The organism is Pseudomonas parafulva NBRC 16636 = DSM 17004 (assembly GCF_000730645.1).
In the GTDB taxonomy this organism is placed as follows: domain Bacteria; phylum Pseudomonadota; class Gammaproteobacteria; order Pseudomonadales; family Pseudomonadaceae; genus Aquipseudomonas; species Aquipseudomonas parafulva.
In genome coordinates this window covers 45,965-66,657 of sequence record NZ_BBIU01000005.1, presented here as the reverse complement: position 1 = coordinate 66,657, position 20,693 = coordinate 45,965, and the positions used below count along the sequence as shown (strand labels likewise).

Annotated in this window: 22 protein-coding genes; 18 read left to right on the top strand and 4 right to left on the bottom strand. The window is 64.0% G+C overall.

Annotated features, from left to right (window positions below; all coding sequences use genetic code 11):
• Positions 1–41 precede the first annotated feature (41 nt).
• Positions 42–326 (top strand): pyrimidine/purine nucleoside phosphorylase, encoded by a 285-nt coding sequence (gene ppnP, locus PPA02S_RS03400; protein WP_028632177.1) that lies wholly within the window; start codon positions 42–44, stop codon positions 324–326.
• A gap of 54 nt (positions 327–380) precedes the next feature.
• Here ppnP and PPA02S_RS03395 read toward each other — a convergent pair whose 3' ends face one another.
• Positions 381–1,076, bottom strand: a complete 696-nt coding sequence (locus PPA02S_RS03395; protein ID WP_028632176.1) for an alpha/beta family hydrolase — start codon at positions 1,074–1,076, stop codon at positions 381–383.
• A gap of 49 nt (positions 1,077–1,125) precedes the next feature.
• On the opposite strand from PPA02S_RS03395, the gene ccoN (PPA02S_RS03390) reads away from it, so the two are divergent.
• The 16 genes from ccoN (PPA02S_RS03390) (at position 1,126) to PPA02S_RS03315 (ending at position 16,551) form a co-directional block, all read left to right on the top strand.
• Positions 1,126–2,550, top strand: a complete 1,425-nt coding sequence (gene ccoN / locus PPA02S_RS03390) for a cytochrome-c oxidase, cbb3-type subunit I (RefSeq protein WP_028632175.1) — start codon at positions 1,126–1,128, stop codon at positions 2,548–2,550.
• A 13-nt stretch (positions 2,551–2,563) separates the two neighbouring features.
• Positions 2,564–3,172 carry a cytochrome-c oxidase, cbb3-type subunit II gene (gene ccoO / locus PPA02S_RS03385; protein ID WP_028632174.1) on the top strand — a complete coding sequence of 203 codons (609 nt, stop codon included), beginning with the start codon at positions 2,564–2,566 and terminating at the stop codon, positions 3,170–3,172.
• A 5-nt stretch (positions 3,173–3,177) separates the two neighbouring features.
• A complete protein-coding gene (locus PPA02S_RS03380; protein WP_028632173.1) occupies positions 3,178–3,381 on the top strand; it encodes a cbb3-type cytochrome oxidase subunit 3 in 204 nt (67 codons plus the stop codon).
• Complete coding sequence (gene ccoP, locus PPA02S_RS03375; protein ID WP_028632172.1) at positions 3,378–4,307, top strand: cytochrome-c oxidase, cbb3-type subunit III; 930 nt, start codon at positions 3,378–3,380, stop codon at positions 4,305–4,307. Before PPA02S_RS03380 ends, ccoP (PPA02S_RS03375) begins: the two co-directional genes overlap by 4 nt.
• A 383-nt stretch (positions 4,308–4,690) precedes the next feature.
• Positions 4,691–6,133 (top strand): cytochrome-c oxidase, cbb3-type subunit I, encoded by a 1,443-nt coding sequence (gene ccoN / locus PPA02S_RS03370; RefSeq protein WP_028632171.1) that lies wholly within the window; start codon positions 4,691–4,693, stop codon positions 6,131–6,133.
• Positions 6,133–6,741 (top strand): cytochrome-c oxidase, cbb3-type subunit II, encoded by a 609-nt coding sequence (gene ccoO, locus PPA02S_RS03365; RefSeq protein ID WP_028632170.1) that lies wholly within the window; start codon positions 6,133–6,135, stop codon positions 6,739–6,741. Before ccoN (PPA02S_RS03370) ends, ccoO (PPA02S_RS03365) begins: the two co-directional genes overlap by 1 nt.
• Before the next feature lie 5 nt (positions 6,742–6,746).
• A complete protein-coding gene (locus PPA02S_RS03360) occupies positions 6,747–6,944 on the top strand; it encodes a CcoQ/FixQ family Cbb3-type cytochrome c oxidase assembly chaperone (protein ID WP_028632169.1) in 198 nt (65 codons plus the stop codon).
• The gene (gene ccoP / locus PPA02S_RS03355; RefSeq protein WP_028632168.1) at positions 6,941–7,918 is read left to right on the top strand and encodes a cytochrome-c oxidase, cbb3-type subunit III; all 978 of its coding nucleotides are present in this window, start codon (positions 6,941–6,943) and stop codon (positions 7,916–7,918) included. The genes PPA02S_RS03360 and ccoP (PPA02S_RS03355) overlap by 4 nt, the downstream gene beginning before the upstream one ends.
• Before the next feature lie 318 nt (positions 7,919–8,236).
• On the top strand, positions 8,237–9,652 hold the full coding sequence (gene ccoG / locus PPA02S_RS03350) for a cytochrome c oxidase accessory protein CcoG (protein ID WP_028632167.1): 1,416 nt from the start codon (positions 8,237–8,239) through the stop codon (positions 9,650–9,652).
• A gap of 15 nt (positions 9,653–9,667) precedes the next feature.
• On the top strand, positions 9,668–10,195 hold the full coding sequence (locus PPA02S_RS03345) for a FixH family protein (RefSeq protein ID WP_028632166.1): 528 nt from the start codon (positions 9,668–9,670) through the stop codon (positions 10,193–10,195).
• Positions 10,192–12,663, top strand: a complete 2,472-nt coding sequence (locus tag PPA02S_RS03340; protein WP_028632165.1) for a heavy metal translocating P-type ATPase — start codon at positions 10,192–10,194, stop codon at positions 12,661–12,663. Before PPA02S_RS03345 ends, PPA02S_RS03340 begins: the two co-directional genes overlap by 4 nt.
• Positions 12,642–12,869, top strand: coding sequence for a cbb3-type cytochrome oxidase assembly protein CcoS (ccoS, locus tag PPA02S_RS03335; RefSeq protein WP_028632164.1), 228 nt, complete (start codon positions 12,642–12,644; stop codon positions 12,867–12,869). Before PPA02S_RS03340 ends, ccoS begins: the two co-directional genes overlap by 22 nt.
• Positions 12,862–13,545, top strand: a complete 684-nt coding sequence (locus tag PPA02S_RS03330) for a sulfite exporter TauE/SafE family protein (RefSeq protein ID WP_028632163.1) — start codon at positions 12,862–12,864, stop codon at positions 13,543–13,545. The genes ccoS and PPA02S_RS03330 overlap by 8 nt, the downstream gene beginning before the upstream one ends.
• A 99-nt stretch (positions 13,546–13,644) precedes the next feature.
• Positions 13,645–15,027 carry an oxygen-independent coproporphyrinogen III oxidase gene (gene hemN, locus PPA02S_RS03325; protein ID WP_028632162.1) on the top strand — a complete coding sequence of 461 codons (1,383 nt, stop codon included), beginning with the start codon at positions 13,645–13,647 and terminating at the stop codon, positions 15,025–15,027.
• A gap of 186 nt (positions 15,028–15,213) precedes the next feature.
• Positions 15,214–15,948, top strand: coding sequence for a Crp/Fnr family transcriptional regulator FnrA (fnrA, locus tag PPA02S_RS03320; protein ID WP_028632161.1), 735 nt, complete (start codon positions 15,214–15,216; stop codon positions 15,946–15,948).
• A 54-nt stretch (positions 15,949–16,002) separates the two neighbouring features.
• On the top strand, positions 16,003–16,551 hold the full coding sequence (locus PPA02S_RS03315; RefSeq protein ID WP_028632160.1) for an adenine phosphoribosyltransferase: 549 nt from the start codon (positions 16,003–16,005) through the stop codon (positions 16,549–16,551).
• A 44-nt stretch (positions 16,552–16,595) separates the two neighbouring features.
• On the opposite strand, the gene recR is transcribed toward PPA02S_RS03315, so the two are convergent.
• The 3 genes from recR to dnaX all read right to left on the bottom strand — a co-directional run bounded on the left by recR (position 16,596) and on the right by dnaX (position 19,832).
• Entirely contained in the window at positions 16,596–17,198 is a 603-nt protein-coding gene (gene recR / locus PPA02S_RS03310; protein ID WP_028632159.1) for a recombination mediator RecR, read from the bottom strand.
• A 166-nt stretch (positions 17,199–17,364) separates the two neighbouring features.
• Positions 17,365–17,700, bottom strand: coding sequence for a YbaB/EbfC family nucleoid-associated protein (locus PPA02S_RS03305; RefSeq protein ID WP_023535908.1), 336 nt, complete (start codon positions 17,698–17,700; stop codon positions 17,365–17,367).
• Between the two features lie 65 nt (positions 17,701–17,765).
• Entirely contained in the window at positions 17,766–19,832 is a 2,067-nt protein-coding gene (gene dnaX / locus PPA02S_RS03300; RefSeq protein ID WP_028632158.1) for a DNA polymerase III subunit gamma/tau, read from the bottom strand.
• Positions 19,833–19,956: 124 nt separating this feature from the next.
• On the opposite strand from dnaX, the gene PPA02S_RS03295 reads away from it, so the two are divergent.
• Complete coding sequence (locus tag PPA02S_RS03295; RefSeq protein ID WP_028632157.1) at positions 19,957–20,688, top strand: substrate-binding periplasmic protein; 732 nt, start codon at positions 19,957–19,959, stop codon at positions 20,686–20,688.
• Positions 20,689–20,693: the final 5 nt, after the last annotated feature.

Here is a 20,693-nt window from a genome sequence, read left to right as displayed (position 1 = left end):
TGGCCAGCCTTTTTGCCCACTTCTTTTTTCTGGAGTCGCCCATGTTCAAGGTCAACGAGTACTTCAACGGCACCGTCAAGTCGATCGCCTTCACGGGCGAGGAAGGCCCGGCCACCGTTGGGGTGATGGCGGCAGGCGAATACGAATTCGGTACGGCCAAGCGCGAAATCATGCACGTGGTGTCGGGCGCACTCACGGTCAAGCTGCCAGGCAGTGACAGCTGGGAAACCTTCAAGGCGGGCGACAAGTTCAATGTGCCGGCAGACAGCAAGTTCCAGTTGAAGGTAGCGGTAGATACCGCTTACCTGTGTGAATACCGCGACTGATCCAGCGCGTTCGCGGGGGCCTGCTGCGCAGGCCATCGCGACCTCCGGTCGCCCCTACGGGCGGATCAGGAATTCTGCGGTTAGCCGGGCGGCCGCCTGCAGGTGCTGGTCGTGGGTGAAGCCTGAGGCACGCAGGGGTTTCAGGTCGTGATCGGCAGCGGTCAGCCAGCTGACCTCGATGGCGGGCGATAACCTGTAACCGGCCACCGCCTCCCGGTTACCCAGCGCGTCCCGCTCGCCCTGCACGATCAGGGTCGGCGTCTTCAATGCGGCCAGATGCTCCACCCGCGGCTTCTCCGGTTTACCCGCCGCATAGAACGGGTAACCCAGGCACACCAACCTATCTGCACCCAGTTCATCGGCCACCAGGCTGGCCATGCGCCCGCCCATGGACTTGCCGCCAATGGCCAATGTTCCTGTGACTAATGGTCGCACCTGCGCATACACCTCACGCCAGCAATCAAGCAATACCTGTTGCGGGTTAGGCGGGCGCTTGCTGCCGCCCTGGCGCCGCTGCGCCATGTAGGGGAACTCGAAGCGCACTACCGCTACCCCAAGCGCCGCAAGCCTTTGCGCCATTTCGTCCATGAACCCGCTGTCCATCGGTGCGCCTGCACCGTGGGCAAGGATCAGGCAAGCCCGGTACCTGCCACTGCCCTGCAGCTGTGCAGGATCGCAGCGCAAGCCTGGGACATTTCCGACCTTCGCCCATTGATCCCCGTCAATGCAGGCATTTTGCCCATTAATCATGCTTGCCTCGCTGTATAGCCTGCCAATAACCGTGGATGGGAACCCATACATGAACACAACCAGCAGTACCGCCTATAACTACAAGGTGGTCCGCCAATTCGCCATCATGACGGTGGTTTGGGGAATCGTCGGGATGGGGCTCGGCGTCTTCATCGCCGCCCAGCTCGCCTGGCCTTTCTTCAACTTCGACCTCCCCTGGACCAGCTTCGGCCGCCTGCGCCCACTGCATACCAATGCGGTGATCTTCGCCTTCGGTGGCTGCGCCCTGTTCGCTACGTCGTATTATTCGGTGCAACGCACCTGCCAGACCACCCTGTTTTCTCCGCGACTGGCGGCGTTCACGTTCTGGGGCTGGCAACTGGTAATCCTGCTGGCGGCCATCAGCCTGCCGCTGGGCTACACCAGTTCCAAGGAATACGCTGAACTGGAATGGCCGATCGACATCCTGATCACCATTGTCTGGGTTGCCTACGCCATCGTGTTCTTCGGCACGCTGATGAAGCGCACCACCAAGCACATCTACGTGGGCAACTGGTTCTTCGGTGCGTTCATTCTCACCGTTGCCATCCTGCACATCGTCAACAACCTGGAACTGCCGGTCAGCTTGACCAAGTCCTACTCCGTGTATGCCGGGGCCACCGATGCCATGGTGCAGTGGTGGTACGGCCACAACGCGGTGGGCTTCTTCCTGACCGCAGGCTTCCTGGGCATGATGTACTACTACGTGCCCAAGCAGGCCGAGCGCCCGGTGTATTCCTACCGCTTGTCCATCGTGCACTTCTGGGCACTGATCACCCTGTACATCTGGGCCGGCCCACACCACCTGCACTACACCGCCCTGCCCGACTGGGCACAGTCGCTGGGCATGGTGATGTCGCTGATCCTGCTGGCACCCAGCTGGGGTGGCATGATCAACGGCATGATGACCCTGTCAGGCGCCTGGCACAAACTGCGCAGCGACCCGATCCTGCGCTTCCTGGTGGTGTCGCTGGCGTTCTACGGCATGTCCACCTTCGAAGGCCCGATGATGGCCATCAAGACGGTCAACGCCCTGTCCCACTACACCGACTGGACCATTGGCCACGTACACGCCGGCGCCCTCGGCTGGGTAGCGATGATCTCCATCGGCGCGATGTACCACACCATCCCGAAAGTGTTCGGCAAAGAGCGCATGTACAGCATCGGCCTGATCAACGCGCACTTTTGGCTGGCCACCATCGGCACCGTACTGTACATCGCCTCGATGTGGGTCAACGGCATCGCCCAGGGCCTGATGTGGCGCGCAGTCAACAGCGACGGCACGCTCACCTACTCGTTCGTGGAAACCCTGGTGGCCAGCCACCCAGGCTTCATCGTGCGCTTCGTCGGTGGTGCGATCTTCCTCAGCGGCATGTTCCTGATGGCCTGGAACACGTGGCGTACCGTGCGTTCGCCGGCGCTGGATACCGCCCCTGCGAATGCCCAGCTGGCTTGAGGAGACCTGCCTGATGAAACATGAAGTCATCGAGAAAAACGTTGGCCTGCTGGCCCTGCTGATGGTGTTCGCCGTCAGTATCGGCGGCCTTACCCAGATCGTCCCGCTGTTCTTCCAGGACGTCACCAACAAGCCGGTGGAAGGCATGAAGCCCTACACCGCCCTGCAGCTCGAAGGCCGCGACATCTACATCCGCGAGGGCTGCGTAGGTTGCCACTCGCAGATGATCCGCCCGTTCCGCGCCGAAACCGAACGCTATGGCCACTACTCGGTAGCCGGTGAAAGCGTCTGGGACCACCCGTTCCTGTGGGGCTCCAAGCGTACCGGGCCGGACCTGGCCCGCGTGGGCGGCCGCTACTCGGACGACTGGCACCGGGCGCACCTGTACAACCCGCGCAACGTGGTGCCGGAATCGAAGATGCCGGCCTACCCATGGCTGGTTGCCCAGCAGGTCGACAACAGCCACACCGATACCAAGATGCGCACCCTGCGCACCCTCGGCGTGCCCTACACCGACGACGACATCGCCGGCGCCCGCGAAGCGGTCAAGGGCAAGACCGAGATGGACGCCCTGGTCGCCTACCTGCAGGTGCTCGGCACCGCGATCAAGAACAAGAGGTAAGTGCGATGGAAATGGATATCGGCATGATCCGTGGCCTGGGCACCCTGGTGGTGATGATCGCCTTCATCGGCCTGAGCCTGTGGGTGTTCAACCGCAACCGCGACCGTGACTTCGCCGAGGCGCGCTTGCTGCCCTTCGTCGATGACGCCGTGCCTGCGGGCAGCCAGGAACCTGCAAAACGTGCAGCTGTGAGGAGCAACGCGCAATGACCGCCTTCTGGAGTACCTATATCAGCGTACTGACCATCGGCAGCCTGATCGGCCTGACCTGGCTGCTGCTCGGGACCCGCAAGGGCCAGAGCAGCGAGACCACCGACCAGACCATGGGGCACAGCTTCGATGGCATCGAGGAATACGACAACCCGCTGCCCAAATGGTGGTTCTGGCTGTTCGTCGGCACCTTGGTGTTCGGCGCCGGCTACCTGGTGCTGTACCCAGGCCTGGGCAACTGGAAAGGCATCCTGCCTGGCTATGAAGATGGCTGGACCGGTGTGAACGAGTGGCAGAAGGAGATGGACAAGGCTGACGCCAAGTTCGGCCCGATCTTCGCCAAGTATGCCGCCATGCCCGTGGAGGAAGTGGCCAAGGACCCGCAGGCACTGAAAATGGGCAGCCGCCTGTTCGCCTCCAACTGTTCGGTGTGCCATGGCTCCGACGCCAAGGGTGCCTATGGCTTCCCCAACCTGACCGACAAGGACTGGCGCTGGGGCGGCGAGCCGGAAACCATCAAGGCGTCGATCATGAATGGCCGCCACGGCGTGATGCCGGCCTGGGCTGAAGTGATCGGTGAGCAGGGCGTGGCGGATGTGGCTGCGTTCGTGCTGACCAACCTCGATGGCCGCAGCCTGCCGGAAGGCGTCAAGGCCGACGCTGCCAAGGGTAAGGAAATCTTTGCCGGCAACTGCGTGGCCTGCCACGGGCCTGAAGGCAAGGGCACCCCTGCCATGGGCGCGCCAGACCTGACCCACCCACAGGCGTTCATCTACGGCTCAAGCTTCGCCCAGTTGCAGCAAACCATCCGCTACGGCCGCCAAGGCCAGATGCCAGCCCAGGCTGACATCCAGGGCAACGACAAGGTGCACCTGCTGGCCGCCTACGTCTACAGCCTGTCCCAAGGCGAAACCGCCGCCCAGTAACCCTCCCCCTCGCTCCGCCGGCCCCCGCCTCGGCCGGCAGGAGCGACCCCAGGTCGCGATGCGTGGCCAACTCCGCACCACTCTCCCCCTCCTTGCACCCCCCACTATCCCAACTAGACTTGCTGCCACCTTGCACACGCCGCGCACGGCCTGGCGCTGGCGCACGCAAAAGGTTGACCGTTCGATCAGAAAAAAACGAAAAACGGTACACATAACAAATATTTGTTTGTGTACAATCTTCAGCATCCTGTTCCTTGCGTGCCACCTTCGAACAGGGCTGGACACGGGTCGGCGTACCAAAGTTGCGTTGCGATATCCCGGGTGGTTATCAATACTGGCGCCGATTTTCGACCAACAAGAACATAAAACCGTGGAACCTTAGAATGAGCACTGCAACCAGTCCGACTGCTTATAACTACAAGGTCGTCCGCCAGTTCGCCATCATGACGGTGGTGTGGGGGATACTTGGCATGGGCCTCGGCGTCTTCATCGCCTCGCAACTGGTCTGGCCGCAACTGAACCTGGACCTGCCCTGGACCAGCTTCGGCCGGCTGCGCCCCCTGCACACCAACCTGGTGATCTTCGCCTTCGGCGGTTGTGCGCTGTTCGGCACCAGCTACTACGTGGTGCAGCGCACCTGCCAGACGCGGCTGATTTCCGACAGCCTGGCGGCCTTTACCTTCTGGGGCTGGCAAGCCGTGATTGCCGGTGCGCTGATCACCCTGCCGATGGGCTACACCACCACCAAGGAATACGCCGAGCTGGAATGGCCGCTGGCGATTTTGCTGGCGATCGTCTGGGTGACCTACGCCGTGGTGTTCTTCGGCACCATCGTCAAGCGCAAAACCCGGCACATCTATGTGGGCAACTGGTTCTATGGCGCATTCATCGTGGTCACGGCCATGCTGCACATCGTCAACCACATTTCCCTGCCGGTGAGCCTGTTCAAGTCATATTCGGCCTACGCCGGTGCAACCGATGCCATGATCCAGTGGTGGTACGGGCACAACGCGGTGGGCTTCTTCCTCACCACGGGCTTCCTGGGCATGATGTATTACTTCGTGCCCAAGCAGGCGGAGCGGCCCATCTATTCGTACCGGCTGTCCATCGTGCACTTCTGGGCGCTGATTACCCTGTACATCTGGGCCGGCCCACACCACCTGCACTACACCGCCCTGCCCGACTGGGCCCAGTCGCTGGGCATGGTGATGTCGATCATCCTGCTGGCACCGAGCTGGGGCGGCATGATCAACGGCATGATGACCCTGTCGGGTGCCTGGCACAAACTGCGCACCGACCCGATCCTGCGCTTTCTGGTGGTCTCGCTGGCGTTCTACGGCATGTCCACCTTCGAAGGGCCGATGATGGCCATCAAGACGGTGAATGCGCTGTCCCACTACACCGACTGGACCATCGGCCACGTGCACGCCGGTGCCCTCGGCTGGGTCGCGATGATTTCCATCGGTGCCGTGTACCACATGATCCCGCGCTTGTATGGGCGCGAGCAGATGCACAGCGTCGGGCTGATCAACGCGCACTTCTGGCTGGCCACCATCGGCACCGTGCTGTACATCGCCTCGATGTGGGTCAACGGCATCACCCAGGGCCTGATGTGGCGTGCGATCAACGATGACGGCACCCTGACCTACTCGTTCGTCGAAGCCCTGCAAGCCAGCCACCCCGGCTACATCGTGCGGGCGCTGGGCGGCGCGTTCTTCGCCAGCGGCATGCTGCTGATGGCCTACAACGTCTGGCGCACGGTACGGGCCGCCAACCCGGTACAAGCCGAGGCAGCCGCCAAGATCGTCATCGTGGGAGCGCACTGATGAAGCACGAAGCCGTTGAGAAGAACATAGGCCTGCTGGCGTTCTTCATGGTCATCGCCGTGAGCATCGGTGGCCTTACCCAGATCGTCCCGCTGTTCTTCCAGGACGTCACGAACAAACCGGTGGAGGGCATGAAGCCGCGCACCGCGCTGGAACTGGAAGGGCGCGATATCTACATCCGCGAAGGCTGCGTAGGTTGCCATTCGCAGATGATCCGCCCGTTCCGCGCCGAAACCGAGCGCTATGGCCATTACTCGGTGGCCGGCGAGAGCGTGTGGGACCACCCGTTCCTGTGGGGCTCCAAGCGTACCGGGCCGGACCTGGCCCGTGTCGGCGGCCGCTACTCGGACGACTGGCACCGGGCGCACCTGTACAACCCGCGCAACGTGGTACCGGAATCGAAGATGCCGGCCTACCCGTGGCTGGTGGAGAACACACTCGACGGCCGTGATACGGCGAAGAAGATGGAGGTACTGCGCACCCTGGGCACGCCGTACACCGACGCGGATATCGCCGGCGCCCGCGACGCGGTCAAGGGTAAAACCGAGATGGACGCCCTGGTGGCCTACCTGCAAGGCCTTGGCACCCTCATCAAGAGCAAACGGTGACGCTGATGGATATCGGGATGATTCGCGGCCTGGGCACTGTGGTGGTGCTGGTGGCCTTTGTCGGGCTGGCGTTATGGGTGTTCAGCCCACGCCGCAAGAAGGATTTCGACGAAGCGACCCAGCTGCCATTCGCAGATGACCCCGAGGCCCGCCGCCACGTCGAGAAAGCGCAAGCAAACGCGTCTGGGAGAAAACAACAATGACAACCTTCTGGAGTGTGTACATCACGGTCCTGACCCTGGGTACCATCTTCGCGCTGACCTGGTTGCTGCTGTCCACCCGCAAAGGCCAGCGCGACGAAGTCACCAACGAAACCGTCGGCCATGCCTTCGACGGCATCGAGGAGTACGACAACCCCCTGCCCAAATGGTGGTTCTGGCTGTTCGTCGGCACCATCATCTTTGCCCTGGGCTACCTGGTGCTGTACCCGGGCCTGGGCAACTGGAAGGGCATGCTGCCGGGGTACAGCTACCTGGATAACGACAAGCAGACCGAGTTCGCCAACGGCGAGGCCGGCTGGACGGGCGCCCATGAGTGGGAAAAGGAAATGGCCAAGGCCGACGCCCGCTTCGGCCCGATTTTCGCCAAGTTCGCCGCCATGCCCATTGCGGACGTGGCCAAGGACCCGCAGGCCCTGAAAATGGGGGCCAGGTTGTTTGCCTCCAACTGTTCGGTGTGCCACGGCTCGGACGCCAAGGGTGCCTATGGCTTCCCCAACCTGACCGACAACGACTGGCGCTGGGGCGGTGAGCCGGACACCATCAAGGCAACCATCATGGGTGGCCGTCATGGGGTGATGCCGGCCTGGGCCGAGGTGATCGGCGAACAGGGCGTGGCCGACGTGGCCGCATTCGTGGTCAGCAAGCTCGATGGGCGCACGCTGCCCGAAGGCGTCAAGGCCGATGTGGAAAACGGCCAGAAGATCTTCGCGACCAATTGCGTGGCCTGCCACGGGCCCGAGGGTAAGGGTACGCCGGCCATGGGTGCGCCAAACCTGACGCACCCGCAGGCGTTCATCTACGGCTCGAGCTTTGCCCAGCTGCAGCAGACCATCCGCTATGGTCGCCAAGGGCAGATGCCGGCGCAGGAGCAGTTGCAGGGCAATGACAGGGTGCATTTGCTGGCCGCCTACGTGTACAGCCTGTCGCATCAGGATGCGCCGGCCGAGGCGGAGTAAGCAGGCCTGCCCCCGTCGCGGGCAAACCCGCCCCCACATCCCCCACCCTTTTTGCAGTGGGTGCGGGTATCCGTGGGAGCGGCTTCAGCCGCGAAGAGGCCAGTACAGCCACGCATTTCTCGCCGCCTGATGACATGGATCAATTGACACTCGCCATATCACGATTCAGGGCGTGAACCCAATGCGGCATAAGGTCGCAATGCGACCACTGCGTGCCATCACCGGCGTATCATGGCCCGCAGAGCGCTAGCAGATTGCGCGAGACTGCAGCCGGCATGCACTGGCCGCAGCGTTTCTCCACTGCCGTGGGACATGATGATGAGCAAGCACATTCCGGTACATGACGTAACCCCGCCTGCCAGCAAAGGGAAGGACTCCGTCGACCTCTACGCCTCGCGCGAAAAAATCTACACCCGCGCCTTCACCGGCCTGTTCCGGCGCCTGCGCATGGTGGGCGGCGCGGCGCTGTTTCTGCTGTATTTCGGCACCGTGTGGCTGAATTGGGGCGGCCACCAGGCAGTGTGGTGGGACCTGCCGGAGCGCAAGTTCTACATCTTTGGCGCCACCATCTGGCCCCAGGACTTCATCCTGCTGTCGGGCATTCTGATCGTTGCCGCCTTCGGCCTGTTCTTCATCACCGTGTACGCCGGGCGCGTCTGGTGCGGCTACACCTGCCCGCAGAGCGTGTGGACGTGGATCTTCATGTGGTGCGAGAAGGTCACCGAGGGCGACCGCAACCAGCGCATGAAGCTGGACAAGGCGCCCATGAGCGGCAACAAGTTCGTGCGCAAGCTGGCCAAGCACAGCCTGTGGCTGCTGATCGGCTTCGTCACCGGCATGACCTTCGTCGGCTACTTCGCGCCGATACGCGAACTGGTGATCGAATTTTTCACCGGCCAGGCGGATGGCTGGTCGTACTTCTGGGTCGGCTTCTTCACCCTCGCCACCTACGGCAATGCGGGCTGGCTGCGCGAGCAGGTGTGCGTGTACATGTGCCCCTATGCACGCTTCCAGAGCGTGATGTTCGACAAGGACACCCTGATTGTGTCCTACGACCCGCGCCGTGGCGAAACCCGTGGCCCGCGCAAGAAAGACGTGGACTACAAGGCCAAGGGCCTGGGCGACTGCATCGATTGCACCATGTGCGTGCAGGTGTGCCCCACCGGCATCGACATCCGTGACGGCCTGCAGATCGAGTGCATCGGCTGCGCGGCGTGCATCGATGCCTGTGACAGCATCATGGACAAGATGCACTACCCCAAAGGCTTGATCAGCTACACCACCGAGCACAACCTGTCAGGCCAGAAAACCCACATGCTGCGCCCACGGCTGATTGGCTACGCCATCGTGCTGCTGGTGATGATCGGCGCCTTGGCCACGGCCTTCGCCATCCGACCACTGGTAGGCCTGGACGTGAGCAAGGACCGCGTGCTGTACCGCGAGAACGCCCAGGGGCGGATCGAGAACGTGTACAGCCTCAAGGTGATGAACAAGGACCAGCGCGACCATGTTTACGTACTGGATGCCGCCGGCTTGCCGGACCTGAAACTGGACGGCCAACGCGAGATTCACGTGGCTGCCGGCGACATCGTCAGCCTGCCCGTGCAGTTGTCGGTGGCACCCGAGAAGCTGCCCTCGACCACCAACGAAGTCACCTTCATCCTCAAGAGCGCCGACGACAGCGACGCACAGGTTGAAGCCAAGAGCCGTTTCATCGGCCCCCAGATCCGCTAGGAGAGACGTACGACAATGCCTGCCACCGCTGCCAGCCCCTGGTACAAGCACCTTTGGCCCTGGATCATCATCGGCATCCTGACCACGTCGGTCTGCCTGAGCCTGACCATGGTCAGCATCGCCGTCCGCAACCCGGACAACCTGGTGAACGACAACTATTACGAGGCTGGCAAGGGCATCAACCGCTCCCTGGACCGCGAACTGCTGGCCCAGCAACTGGGCCTTAAAGCCAGCGTGCACCTGGATGAGCTGACCGGCGAGGTGGACCTTCGCCTGACCGGCAGCAGCCACCCGCAAACCCTGGAGCTGAACCTGATTTCGCCGACCCAGCCGCAGAAAGACCGCAGGGTACTGCTGAGCCAGGCCGAAGCGGGCCGGTACGTGGGGCAACTGGATGACAAGGTGGACGGCCGCCGCTTCGTCGAGTTGCTGGGCAACGAAGGCGGCCAGGTATGGCGCCTGTTCGAGGAAGAAAAGGTCGAGCACGGGGTGGACCTGCAATTGGGTGACGAAGCCCTGCAAGGTGCCGAGCGCCAGCAATGACCCAACCCACCCCCTGCTTTCACTGTGCCTTGCCCGTTCCTGCGGGCAGCCAGTTCAGCGCCGTCGTGCTGGGTGAGCCCCGACCCTTTTGTTGCCCAGGGTGCCAGGCGGTGGCCGAGTCGATCGTGGCAGGGGGGCTTGAGCACTATTACCAGCACCGCAGTGAAACCAGCGCCAACCCCGACGCCCTGCCCAGGCAGCTGCAGGATGAGCTGGCGCTGTACGACCGCAGCGATGTGCAGCAGGCTTTCGTGCGCCACGAAGGCCAACTGGCCGAAACCACGCTGCTGGTCGAAGGGGTAAGTTGCGCGGCGTGTGGCTGGCTGATCGACAAGCACCTGCGCAACCTGCCCGGCGTGGCCGAGGCACGCCTGAACCTGTCCAACCACCGCCTGCTGCTGAGCTGGGACGACCAGCAGTTGCCGCTCTCCGCGGTGCTGGCACAGTTGCGCCAGATCGGTTATGCCGCCCACCCCTACCAGCCGGACCAGGCCGCCGAGCAGTTGGCCCGGGAAAACCGCAGCGCTTTGCGCCGCCTGGGCGTGGCCGGGCTGCTGTGGTTCCAGGCGATGATGGCAACCATGGCCACCTGGCCTGAGTTCAACATCGACCTGTCGCCCGAGATGCACACCATCCTGCGCTGGGTGGCGTTGTTCCTGACCATCCCGATCGTGTTTTACAGCTGTGCGCCGTTTTTCAAAGGGGCTGCCCGCGACCTGCGCACGCGCCACCTGACCATGGACCTGTCGGTGTCACTGGCCATCGCCCTGGCCTTCGGTGCCGGCATCTGGACCGCCATCACCGGCAGCGGTGAGCTGTACTTCGACACGGTGGGCATGTTCGCGCTGTTCTTGCTGACCGGCCGCTACCTGGAACGCCGTGCCCGCGAGCGCACGGCTGCGGCCACGGCGCAGCTGGTCAACCTGCTGCCAGCCTCGTGCCTGCGCCTGGATGCACTGGGCCGCAGCGAGCGCATTCTGCTCAGCGAACTGCGCTGCGGCGATACCGTGCAGGTGCTGCCCGGGGCCGTGATCCCGGCCGACGGGTGCATCGTCGAGGGCCGCTCGAGTGTGGATGAGTCACTGCTGACAGGCGAATACCTGCCGCAGCCGCGCCGCGTTGGGGAGCGTGTGACGGGCGGCACGCTGAACGTCGAAAGCACCCTGCATGTAGCGGTCGAGGCCGTGGGCCATGACTCGCGCCTGTCGGCCATCGTGCGCCTGCTGGAGCGGGCACAAACCGAAAAGCCGCGCCTGGCGGAAATCGCCGACCGCGCCTCGCAATTGTTTCTGTTGTTTTCGCTGTTGGCCGCCGTCGCCATCGGCCTGTGGTGGTGGCAGCAAGCCCCTGACCGCGCGTTCTGGATCGTGCTGGCGATGCTGGTGGCAACCTGCCCATGCGCACTGTCGCTGGCCACCCCTACCGCGCTGACAGCCGCCACCGGCACCTTGCACAAGCTGGGTTTGCTGGTGACCCGGGGCCATGTGCTGGAAGGGCTGAACCAGATCGATACGGTGATTTTCGACAAGACCGGCACACTGACCGAAGGCCGCCTGACATTGCGCAGCATTCGCCCGCTGGGCAGCCTGGGGGCCGATGAATGCCTGAGCCTGGCCGCCGCCCTGGAAAACCGCTCCGAGCACCCCATTGCCAGGGCGTTTGGCCGCGTTGCCAGGGCTGCCGAGGATGTTCAGACGGTGCCCGGCCTGGGCCTTGAGGGGCAGGTCGACGGCCAACGCCTGCGCATCGGCCAGGCGGCGTTCGTGTGCGCCTTGAGTGGCACACCGGCACCTGCCATTCCCGAGCCCCGGGGCCAGTGGCTGTTGCTGGGCGGGCGCCAGGGGCCGCTGGCCTGGTTCGGCCTGGACGACCGCCTGCGGGACGACGCCCCTGCCCTGCTTGCCGCCTGCCGTGCCCGTGGCTGGCGCACGCTGCTGCTGTCGGGCGACAGCTCGCCGATGGTCACCGAAGTGGCCGCGCAACTGGGCATCGACGACGCCGTGGGCGGCCTGCGCCCGGACGACAAGCTGGAGCGGCTGAAGGCCTTGCAGCAGGCTGGGCGCAAAGTGCTGATGTTGGGTGATGGGGTGAATGACGTGCCGGTACTGGCTGCCGCCGACATCAGCATCGCCATGGGCAGCGCCACCGACCTTGCCAAGACCAGCGCCGACGCCGTGCTGTTGTCCAACCGCCTGCAGGCGCTGGTACAGGCGTTCGAGCTGGCCCGGCGTACGCGGCGCAATATCCTCCAGAACCTGCTGTGGGCAAGCCTGTACAATGGCCTGATGCTGCCCTTCGCGGCGGTTGGCTGGGTCACCCCCGTGTGGGCAGCCATCGGCATGTCGGTCAGCTCGCTGGTGGTGGTGCTCAACGCCCTGCGCCTGACCCGCCAGCCCGCCCTGGCATCAACGCCCACCCCTGCAACCTACCAGGTGAGGAAATCGCCATGCCCGCCCTCTATATCATGATCCCTGCGGCGTTGCTGCTGGTCGGCGTGGCCGTGTACATCTTCTTCTGGGCAGTGGACAGCGGGCAGTACGACGACCTGGAAAGCCCCGCCCACAGCATTCTGTTCGACGACCAGGACCCGCGCCACCAGGCAGCGGTGAAGGCGCCGCCGACCGACGTGCCCCCCTCACACGAACAACCCGAGGAACAACCACCCCGTGCATGACCTGCTCCCCCTGCTGGGTTCTGCCCTGGTGCTGGGCCTGCTGGGCGGTGGCCACTGCCTGGGCATGTGCGGCGGGCTGATGGGCGCACTGACCCTGGCCATCCCCCCCGAGCAACGCAGCAGGCGCCTGCGCCTGCTGCTGGCGTACAACCTCGGCCGCGTGTGCAGCTATGCCTGCGCCGGGCTGCTGCTGGGCCTGGCCGGCTGGGCCGTGGCCAGCGGCCCGGCAGCGGTGGTGCTGCGCACGGCGGCGGCGCTGCTGCTGATTGCCATGGGCCTGTATCTGGCCGGCTGGTGGAGCGGGCTGACGCGGGTGGAGGCCTTGGGGCGCGGGTTGTGGCGGCACATTCAGCCGCTGGCGACGCGCCTGCTGCCGGTGTCCAGCGTACCCCGGGCCATGCTGCTGGGGGCCCTGTGGGGGTGGCTGCCCTGCGGCCTGGTCTACAGCACCCTGTTGTGGGCGGCCAGCCAGGGTAATGCAGGCTACAGCGCGGCCCTGATGCTGGCCTTCGGCCTGGGTACCTGGCCGGTGCTGTTGGCCACCGGGCTGGCGGCAGAACGGGTAAACGCTTTGTTGAGACGGCGCAGCGTGCGCGTGGCAGGCGGGGTGCTGGTGATGCTGTTCGGCATCTGGACCCTGCCCGGCCCGCACCAGCACTGGCTTATGGGGCACTGAAACGGCCACGTGTCGCGGGCGGTTGATACAAATCAACACAGATTCCTACAGACGCCCCTAGACTCCGGAGCATTGCTGCTCTTTCCGGGGACCGCCCTCATGCTCGACGACCTACGTTGGGACACCGACCTGATCCGCCGCTACGATCTCGCCGGGCCACGCTACACCTCCTACCCGACCGCCGTGCAACTGCACAGCGAGGTGGGCTCGTTCGACCTGCTGCACGCCCTGCGCGAGAGCCGTCGGGCGGTGCGCCCCCTGTCGTTGTACGTGCACGTGCCGTTCTGCGCCAACATCTGCTACTACTGCGCCTGCAACAAGGTCATCACCAAGGACCGCGCCCGTGCGACGCCCTACCTGCAGCGCCTGGAGCAGGAAATCCAGCTGGTGGCCTGCCACCTCGATGGCAAACAGCGTGTGGAACAGCTGCATTTTGGCGGCGGTACGCCCACCTTCCTCAGCCACGTGGAGCTGCGCCAGCTGATGGCGACGCTGCGCCAGCACTTCAACCTGCTGGACGACGATTCCGGCGATTACGGCATCGAAATCGACCCCCGTGAAGCGGACTGGTCGACCATGGGGCTGCTGCGCGAGCTGGGCTTCAACCGCGTCAGCCTGGGTGTGCAGGACCTGGACCCCGCCGTACAGCGTGCGGTCAACCGCCTGCAAAGCCTGGAGCAGACACGCACGCTGATCGAAGCTGCCCGCACCCTGCAGTTCCGCTCGATCAACCTTGACCTGATCTACGGCCTGCCACGGCAAACCCCGGAAGGTTTCGCCCGCACCGTCGAAGAAGTGATCCGCCTGCAGCCTGACCGGCTGTCGGTGTTCAACTATGCCCACCTGCCCGAGCGCTTCATGCCGCAACGGCGCATCGAGGCCGGGGAGCTGCCCAGCGCAGCCGCCAAGCTGGAGATGCTGCATGCCACCATCGATCAGTTGACCGCCGCAGGGTATCGCTACATCGGCATGGACCACTTTGCCCTGCCAGACGACGAACTGGCCATCGCCCAGGAAGAAGGCACCCTGCAGCGCAACTTCCAGGGCTATACCACCCACGGGCACTGCGACCTGATCGGCCTGGGCGTTTCGGCCATCAGCCAGATCGGCGACCTGTACTGCCAAAACAGCAGCGACCTCAACACCTACCAGGACAGCCTCTCCAACGCCCAACTTGCCACCCAGCGCGGCCTGCTGTGCAACACCGACGACCGTATTCGCCGGGCCGTGATCCAGCAACTGATCTGCCACTTCGAACTGGATTTCGAGCCTATCGAAAAAGCCTTCACCATCGATTTTCGGGGGTACTTCAACGACCTTTGGCCCGAACTGCTGACCTTGCAGCGCGACGGCCTGATCCGCCTGGACGACAAGGGCATTCGGATCCTGCCAGCCGGCCGCCTGCTGGCGCGCTCGGTGTGCATGGTGTTCGACGCCTACCTGGCCATGCAGAACCGCCAGCGCTTCTCGCGGGTGATCTGACGGCCGAGGCGTTCAGCCGCATGGACAACCGCCCCAGCCAGGCGGACCATAAGCGCACAGGAACTCCGGCAGTTGCCTGCCGGGGGTTTCGCCGGGTCGTACCATAGTCGAGCACGCTGGCCTACACCCTCCTTCGTGGGTTACCCTTACGGCTTATGTGTGCTTTCCCACAAGGATCGAGTCAAAATGTCCGAGCCAGTCAAACTGCGCCCACACAACCAGGCCCATTGCAAGGATTGCAGCCTGGCCCCACTGTGCCTGCCTCTTTCGCTTAACCTGGAAGACATGGATGCATTGGATGAAATCGTCAAGCGGGGTCGCCCGCTGAAAAAAGGCGAGTTTCTGTTCCGCCAGGGTGACAATTTCGGCTCGGTCTACGCAGTTCGCTCCGGCGCCCTGAAAACCTTCAGCCTCAGCGACAGCGGCGAAGAGCAGATCACCGGCTTCCACTTGCCCAGCGAACTGGTGGGGCTGTCGGGCATGGACACCGAGGCCTACCCGGTGTCGGCCCAGGCCCAGGAAACCACGTCGGTGTGCGAGATCCCCTTCGAGCGCCTGGACGAGCTGTCGGTGCAACTGCCCCAACTGCGCCGCCAGCTGATGCGGGTGATGAGCCGTGAAATCCGCGACGACCAGCAGATGATGCTGCTGCTGTCGAAGAAAACCGCCGACGAGCGCATCGCCACCTTCCTGGTCAACCTGTCGGCGCGCTTCCGCGCCCGTGGGTACTCGGCCAACCAGTTCCGCCTGAGCATGTCGCGCAACGAAATCGGCAACTACCTGGGCCTGGCGGTGGAAACCGTGTCACGGGTGTTCACACGCTTCCAGCAGAACGGCCTGCTGCATGCCGAAGGCAAGGAAGTGCACATTCTGGACCCGATCCAGCTGTGCGCGCTGGCCGGTGGTGCAATCGAGGCCTGAGGCCCGCTTTAGCAGGTATACTTGGCCATTCGTTTTCCCAGGATACCTGCAACAATGCACAGCGACGCTTTCGACCTCAAAGCCCTGATCCGCCCGGTAGTGGACTTCCCCAAACCGGGTGTGATCTTCCGCGATATCACCCCGCTGTTCCAGTCGCCGCGCGGGCTGCGCTATGTAGCCGACCAGTTTATCGAACGCTACGTCGAGGCCGAGTTCACCCACATCGGCGCCATGGATGCGCGCGGCTTCCTGATCGGTTCGATCATCGCCCACCAGCTGAACAAGCCACTGATCCTGTTCCGCAAGCAGGGCAAGCTGCCCGCCGACGTGCTCAGCGAAGGCTATCAGACCGAATACGGCGAAGCGTTCCTTGAAGTGCACGCCGACAGCCTGTGCGAAGGGGATTCGGTGTTGATCTTCGATGACCTGATCGCAACGGGCGGCACACTGCTGGCAGCTGCCAATCTGGTACGCCGCACCGGTGCGCAAGTGTTCGAGGCCGCAGCCATCATCGACCTCCCTGAACTGGATGGCTCGCGCCGGCTGCAGGCAGCAGGCGTGCCCACCTTCTGCCTCACCGAGTTTTCCCTCAGCGAGCGCTGAGCGGCCAAGCGGCGTGCTGCAGGGTCGGCTCGCAGCGCGCCCGGTTACAACGAGATCGGCCGACGGCCCGCAAACGCGTGGGCCAGGGTGCCGCCATCGACCATTTCCAGCTCGCCGCCCAGGGGCACGCCGTGGGCAATGCGCGATGCCACGAGGCCTTTCTCGGCCAGCAACTGCGCGATGTAATGGGCTGTTGCCTCACCTTCCACCGTTGGGTTGGTGGCCAGGATCACCTCGCTGAAGGTGCCCTGTTCCTCGATGCGCGCCATCAGTTGGGGAATACCGATGGCCTCGGGCCCCAGGCCGTCCAGCGGGGACAGATGCCCCTTGAGCACGAAGTAGCGGCCACGGTAACCGGCCTGCTCCACGGCATAGACATCGGTGGGGCCCTCTACAACGCACAGCTGGGTATCGTCACGCCGTGGGTCGGCGCACTGCGGGCACAGGTCCTGCTCTGTGAGGGTGCGGCACTGACGGCAATGCCCTACCCCTTCCATGGCCTGGGTCAGCGCCTGGGCCAAGCGCATGCCGCCGCTGCGGTCGCGCTCAAGCAGCTGCAGGGCCATGCGTTGGGCGGTTTTCTGGCCAACGCCCGGCAGGATGCGCAGGCCATCGATCAGTTGGCGGATGAGAGGGCTGAAGCTCATGGGAAAGGCCTGACAAATCAATAAGAGGCGGTTTATACCCAGCGTGGGCAGTGGCGTCAAATCCGCCATTGTTCCTGCGCCTGGCTATTTCGACCGCAGCACGCCAGTAACAGCGCAAAAAAAACCGCCGCTGGTTTCAGCGGCGGCTTGTGAGCCTGAAAATGCCTTAGAACGGCATCTTGAAGCCCGGCGGCAGTTGCATGCCAGCGGTCATGCCGCCCATTTTTTCCTGGCTGCTCTGCTCGATCTTGCGCACAGCGTCGTTCAGGGCTGCGGCAATGAGGTCTTCCAGCACTTCCTTGTCGTCTTCCTCGGTCGACATCAGGCTCTGGTCGATGCTGACGCGCTTGACGTCATGCCGGCCAGTCATCACCACGCTGACCAGGCCACCACCGGACTGGCCGGTGACTTCCGCGTTGGCCAGCTCTTCCTGCATTTTCTGCATCTTCTCTTGCATCTGCTGGGCCTGCTTCATCAGGCCGGCCATGCCACCTTTCATCATGGGGAGATACCTCGATTTGGGTCATGTGATGCAGCCCGCCACGAAGCCGGCTGCATGGTTATCGGTTATTGGCCCTGACTGGCCAGGGCCTCTACAGGCTCAATAGTATCCTGACGCACCTTGGCGCCAAACAGCTTGATCATCTGCTGGATCAACGGGTCTTGCTCGATCGAGGTCACGGCTTCGTGCTGGCGCTCGATGCGTTTGCGTGAAGCCGCCTGGGCAGGGGTTTCCTGCTCCGGGAGGACCAGTTCGATGCGCAGGTTGAGGGTGCGACCCAGGTGCTGGTTGAGCGCCTCATTAAGCCGCCGCTGCTGGGTGGCGTTGAACAGCGCACCCTGGCCAGGGTCCAGGTGCAGCAGCCAGTCGTCACCCTCGGCCGCGATCAGCGTGCAGTTGGCTGCGATGTTGCCCGTCATGCCCGATACGGGCAACTGCGGGAATAATTCCAGCCATTGCAGGGCCAGGCCGGTGGCAGGCCTGGCTGCAGGCAATGGCTCGGCAGCAGGCTGGGCGGGCTCTTCCTGCACATGCTCGGCGAGCTCGTCCAGGTAGCTGAAGCCAACGGGGTCACTCTCGCCCACGTAATAGTCTTCGTCCAGCGGCGGCTCGTCGTCGCGGTCCATGCCCACGGCGGCATAGGCGCCGGGGTCGAACGGCGGGGCGTCGTCATGGGAGGCCACAGCCGGCTGTGCAACGGGCGGCGCAACGGGCTCAGGCTCGGGCGCAGTCGCCGGGGCAGCCACCTGGGCGACAGGCAGTGCAGGCTCTTCCCAGGGCAGGTCGACCACCTCGGCGACGGGCTCCGGCACCGAGATGGCCTCGATTTCGGCCTCTATCTCGGGGTCGCGTTGCGCCTCTGGCTCATGGTCAGCGGTGGCCGGTGGCGGCACTTCCACGTCCGGGGCAGCCGCCGCCGGCTCAAGCGACACGGCCTGCACTGCCGGCTGCGCCACGGGGGCCTGGGCTGCCACCGGCTTGGCGGAATCAGCTGTGGCCTGGCTGATCCCCACTGGCTTTAGCTGCGGCTTCGGGGCATCGTCCGTATCGGCCGGGCGGAATGCCAACATGCGCAGCAGCACCATCTCGAACCCACCGCGCGGCTCCGGCGCCAAAGGCAGGTCGCGGCGGCCGATCAGGCCCATCTGGTAATAAAACTGCACATCCTCGGCCGGCAGTGCCGCAGCCAGGGCCAGCACCCGCTCGCGATCACCCTGGCCGTTGTCCACGGCTTCTGGCAGCGCCTGGGCAATGGCCACGCGGTGCAGCACGTTGAGCATTTCGGCCAGCACACCTGCCCAGTCCGGGCCCTGCTCGGCCAGGTTGCGAATGGCCTCCAGCAAGGCCCGCGCGTCGCCCTCGAGCAGCGCCTGCAGCACATCGTAGACCTGGCCATGGTCCAGGCTGCCCAGCATGGCACGCACATCAGCCGCCAGCACCTTGCCCTCGCCAAAGGCGATGGCCTGGTCGGTGAGGCTCATGGCATCGCGCATCGAGCCATCTGCCGCACGGCCCAACAGCCACAGCGCATCGGGCTCGAAGGGTACGTTCTCGGCCTGCAGCACGTGGCTGAGGTGTTCCACCACCCGTTCCGGGCTCATGTTCTTCAGCGAGAACTGCAGGCAGCGCGACAGGATGGTAGCCGGCAGCTTCTGCGGGTCGGTGGTGGCCAGGATGAACTTGACGTAGGGCGGCGGCTCTTCCAGCGTCTTGAGCAAGGCGTTGAAGGAGTGGGTAGACAGCATGTGCACTTCGTCGATCAGGTAGACCTTGAAGCGACCACGGCTGGGGGCGTACTGCACGTTGTCCAGCAGCTCGCGGGTGTCTTCCACCTTGGTGCGGCTGGCGGCGTCGATCTCGATCAGGTCGACGAAGCGGCCTTCGTCGATTTCGCGGCACACCGAGCAGGTGCCACAGGGGGTGGAGGTGATGCCGGTTTCGCAGTTCAGGCACTTGGCTATGATGCGTGCGATGGTAGTCTTGCCCACACCACGGGTACCTGTGAACAGGTAGGCATGGTGCAGGCGCTGGTTGTCCAGCGCGTTGATCAAGGCCTTGAGCACATGGGCCTGGCCGACCATTTCGCGAAACGAGCGCGGACGCCATTTACGTGCAAGAACCTGATAACTCATCGAAAAACCATCGTAGCCTGATAGTGCGGAAGATCGCTAATGCTAGCGGAGCGGGGGCAAAATTGCACCCTGCCTGGTTGGTCTAGACTTGGCTATCACCTGTGCGGCTCACGGAGGAACTGCTTTGCGAACCTTGCTGGCCCTGTTGCTGTTATGGACGGCGCAATGCCTGGCGGATCAGCCGGTGCTGCGTTTTTCGGTGGCGGAGAGCTGGAGCATGCCACTGGTGCGCATCGAAGGCGATCAGCCGGTCGAAGGCCTTCTGTACGACCTGATGCAGGCGGCCGCCCAGGCGGCGGGTGCCCGTGCCGAATACCACGTGATGGCCAGGCTGAGGCTGGAAGAGGCCATGAACGGCGGCGACATCGATGTGCGCTGTTATGTCAGCACCCAGTGGCTGATCGACCGACCCAAGGATTTCATCTGGAGCATCCCGCTGATTCACCAGCGCGATGTGTTGGTAGCCCGCGCCGGGGAAGCCGGCCCTGGCCTCCCGGAGCAACTGCCGCCCCAGGCCATCGGCACGGTGCTGGGCTACACCTATGCCACCCTGCAACCGCTGCTGGCGCAGAACCGCGTGCACCGTGAAGACAGCCGTAACCAGTTGCTGGCCCTGCAGAAGCTGCAAGCCGGTCGCTATCGCTATGCGGTGAGCAACCAGCTGTCCTTGCAGTGGTTCAACCGCCAGGCGCCTGCGGGGCAGCAACTGCAGGCGCTGGCGGTGCTGGATGACCAGGACCTGGGGTGCATGGTGCGTAATGACCCCGACATCCCGGCACAGGCCTTTCTGCGGGCGCTGGTACGAATGAAGACCTCAGGGGAAATCAAGCGGCTGGTCGAACGCTATGGCGGCTAACCGCC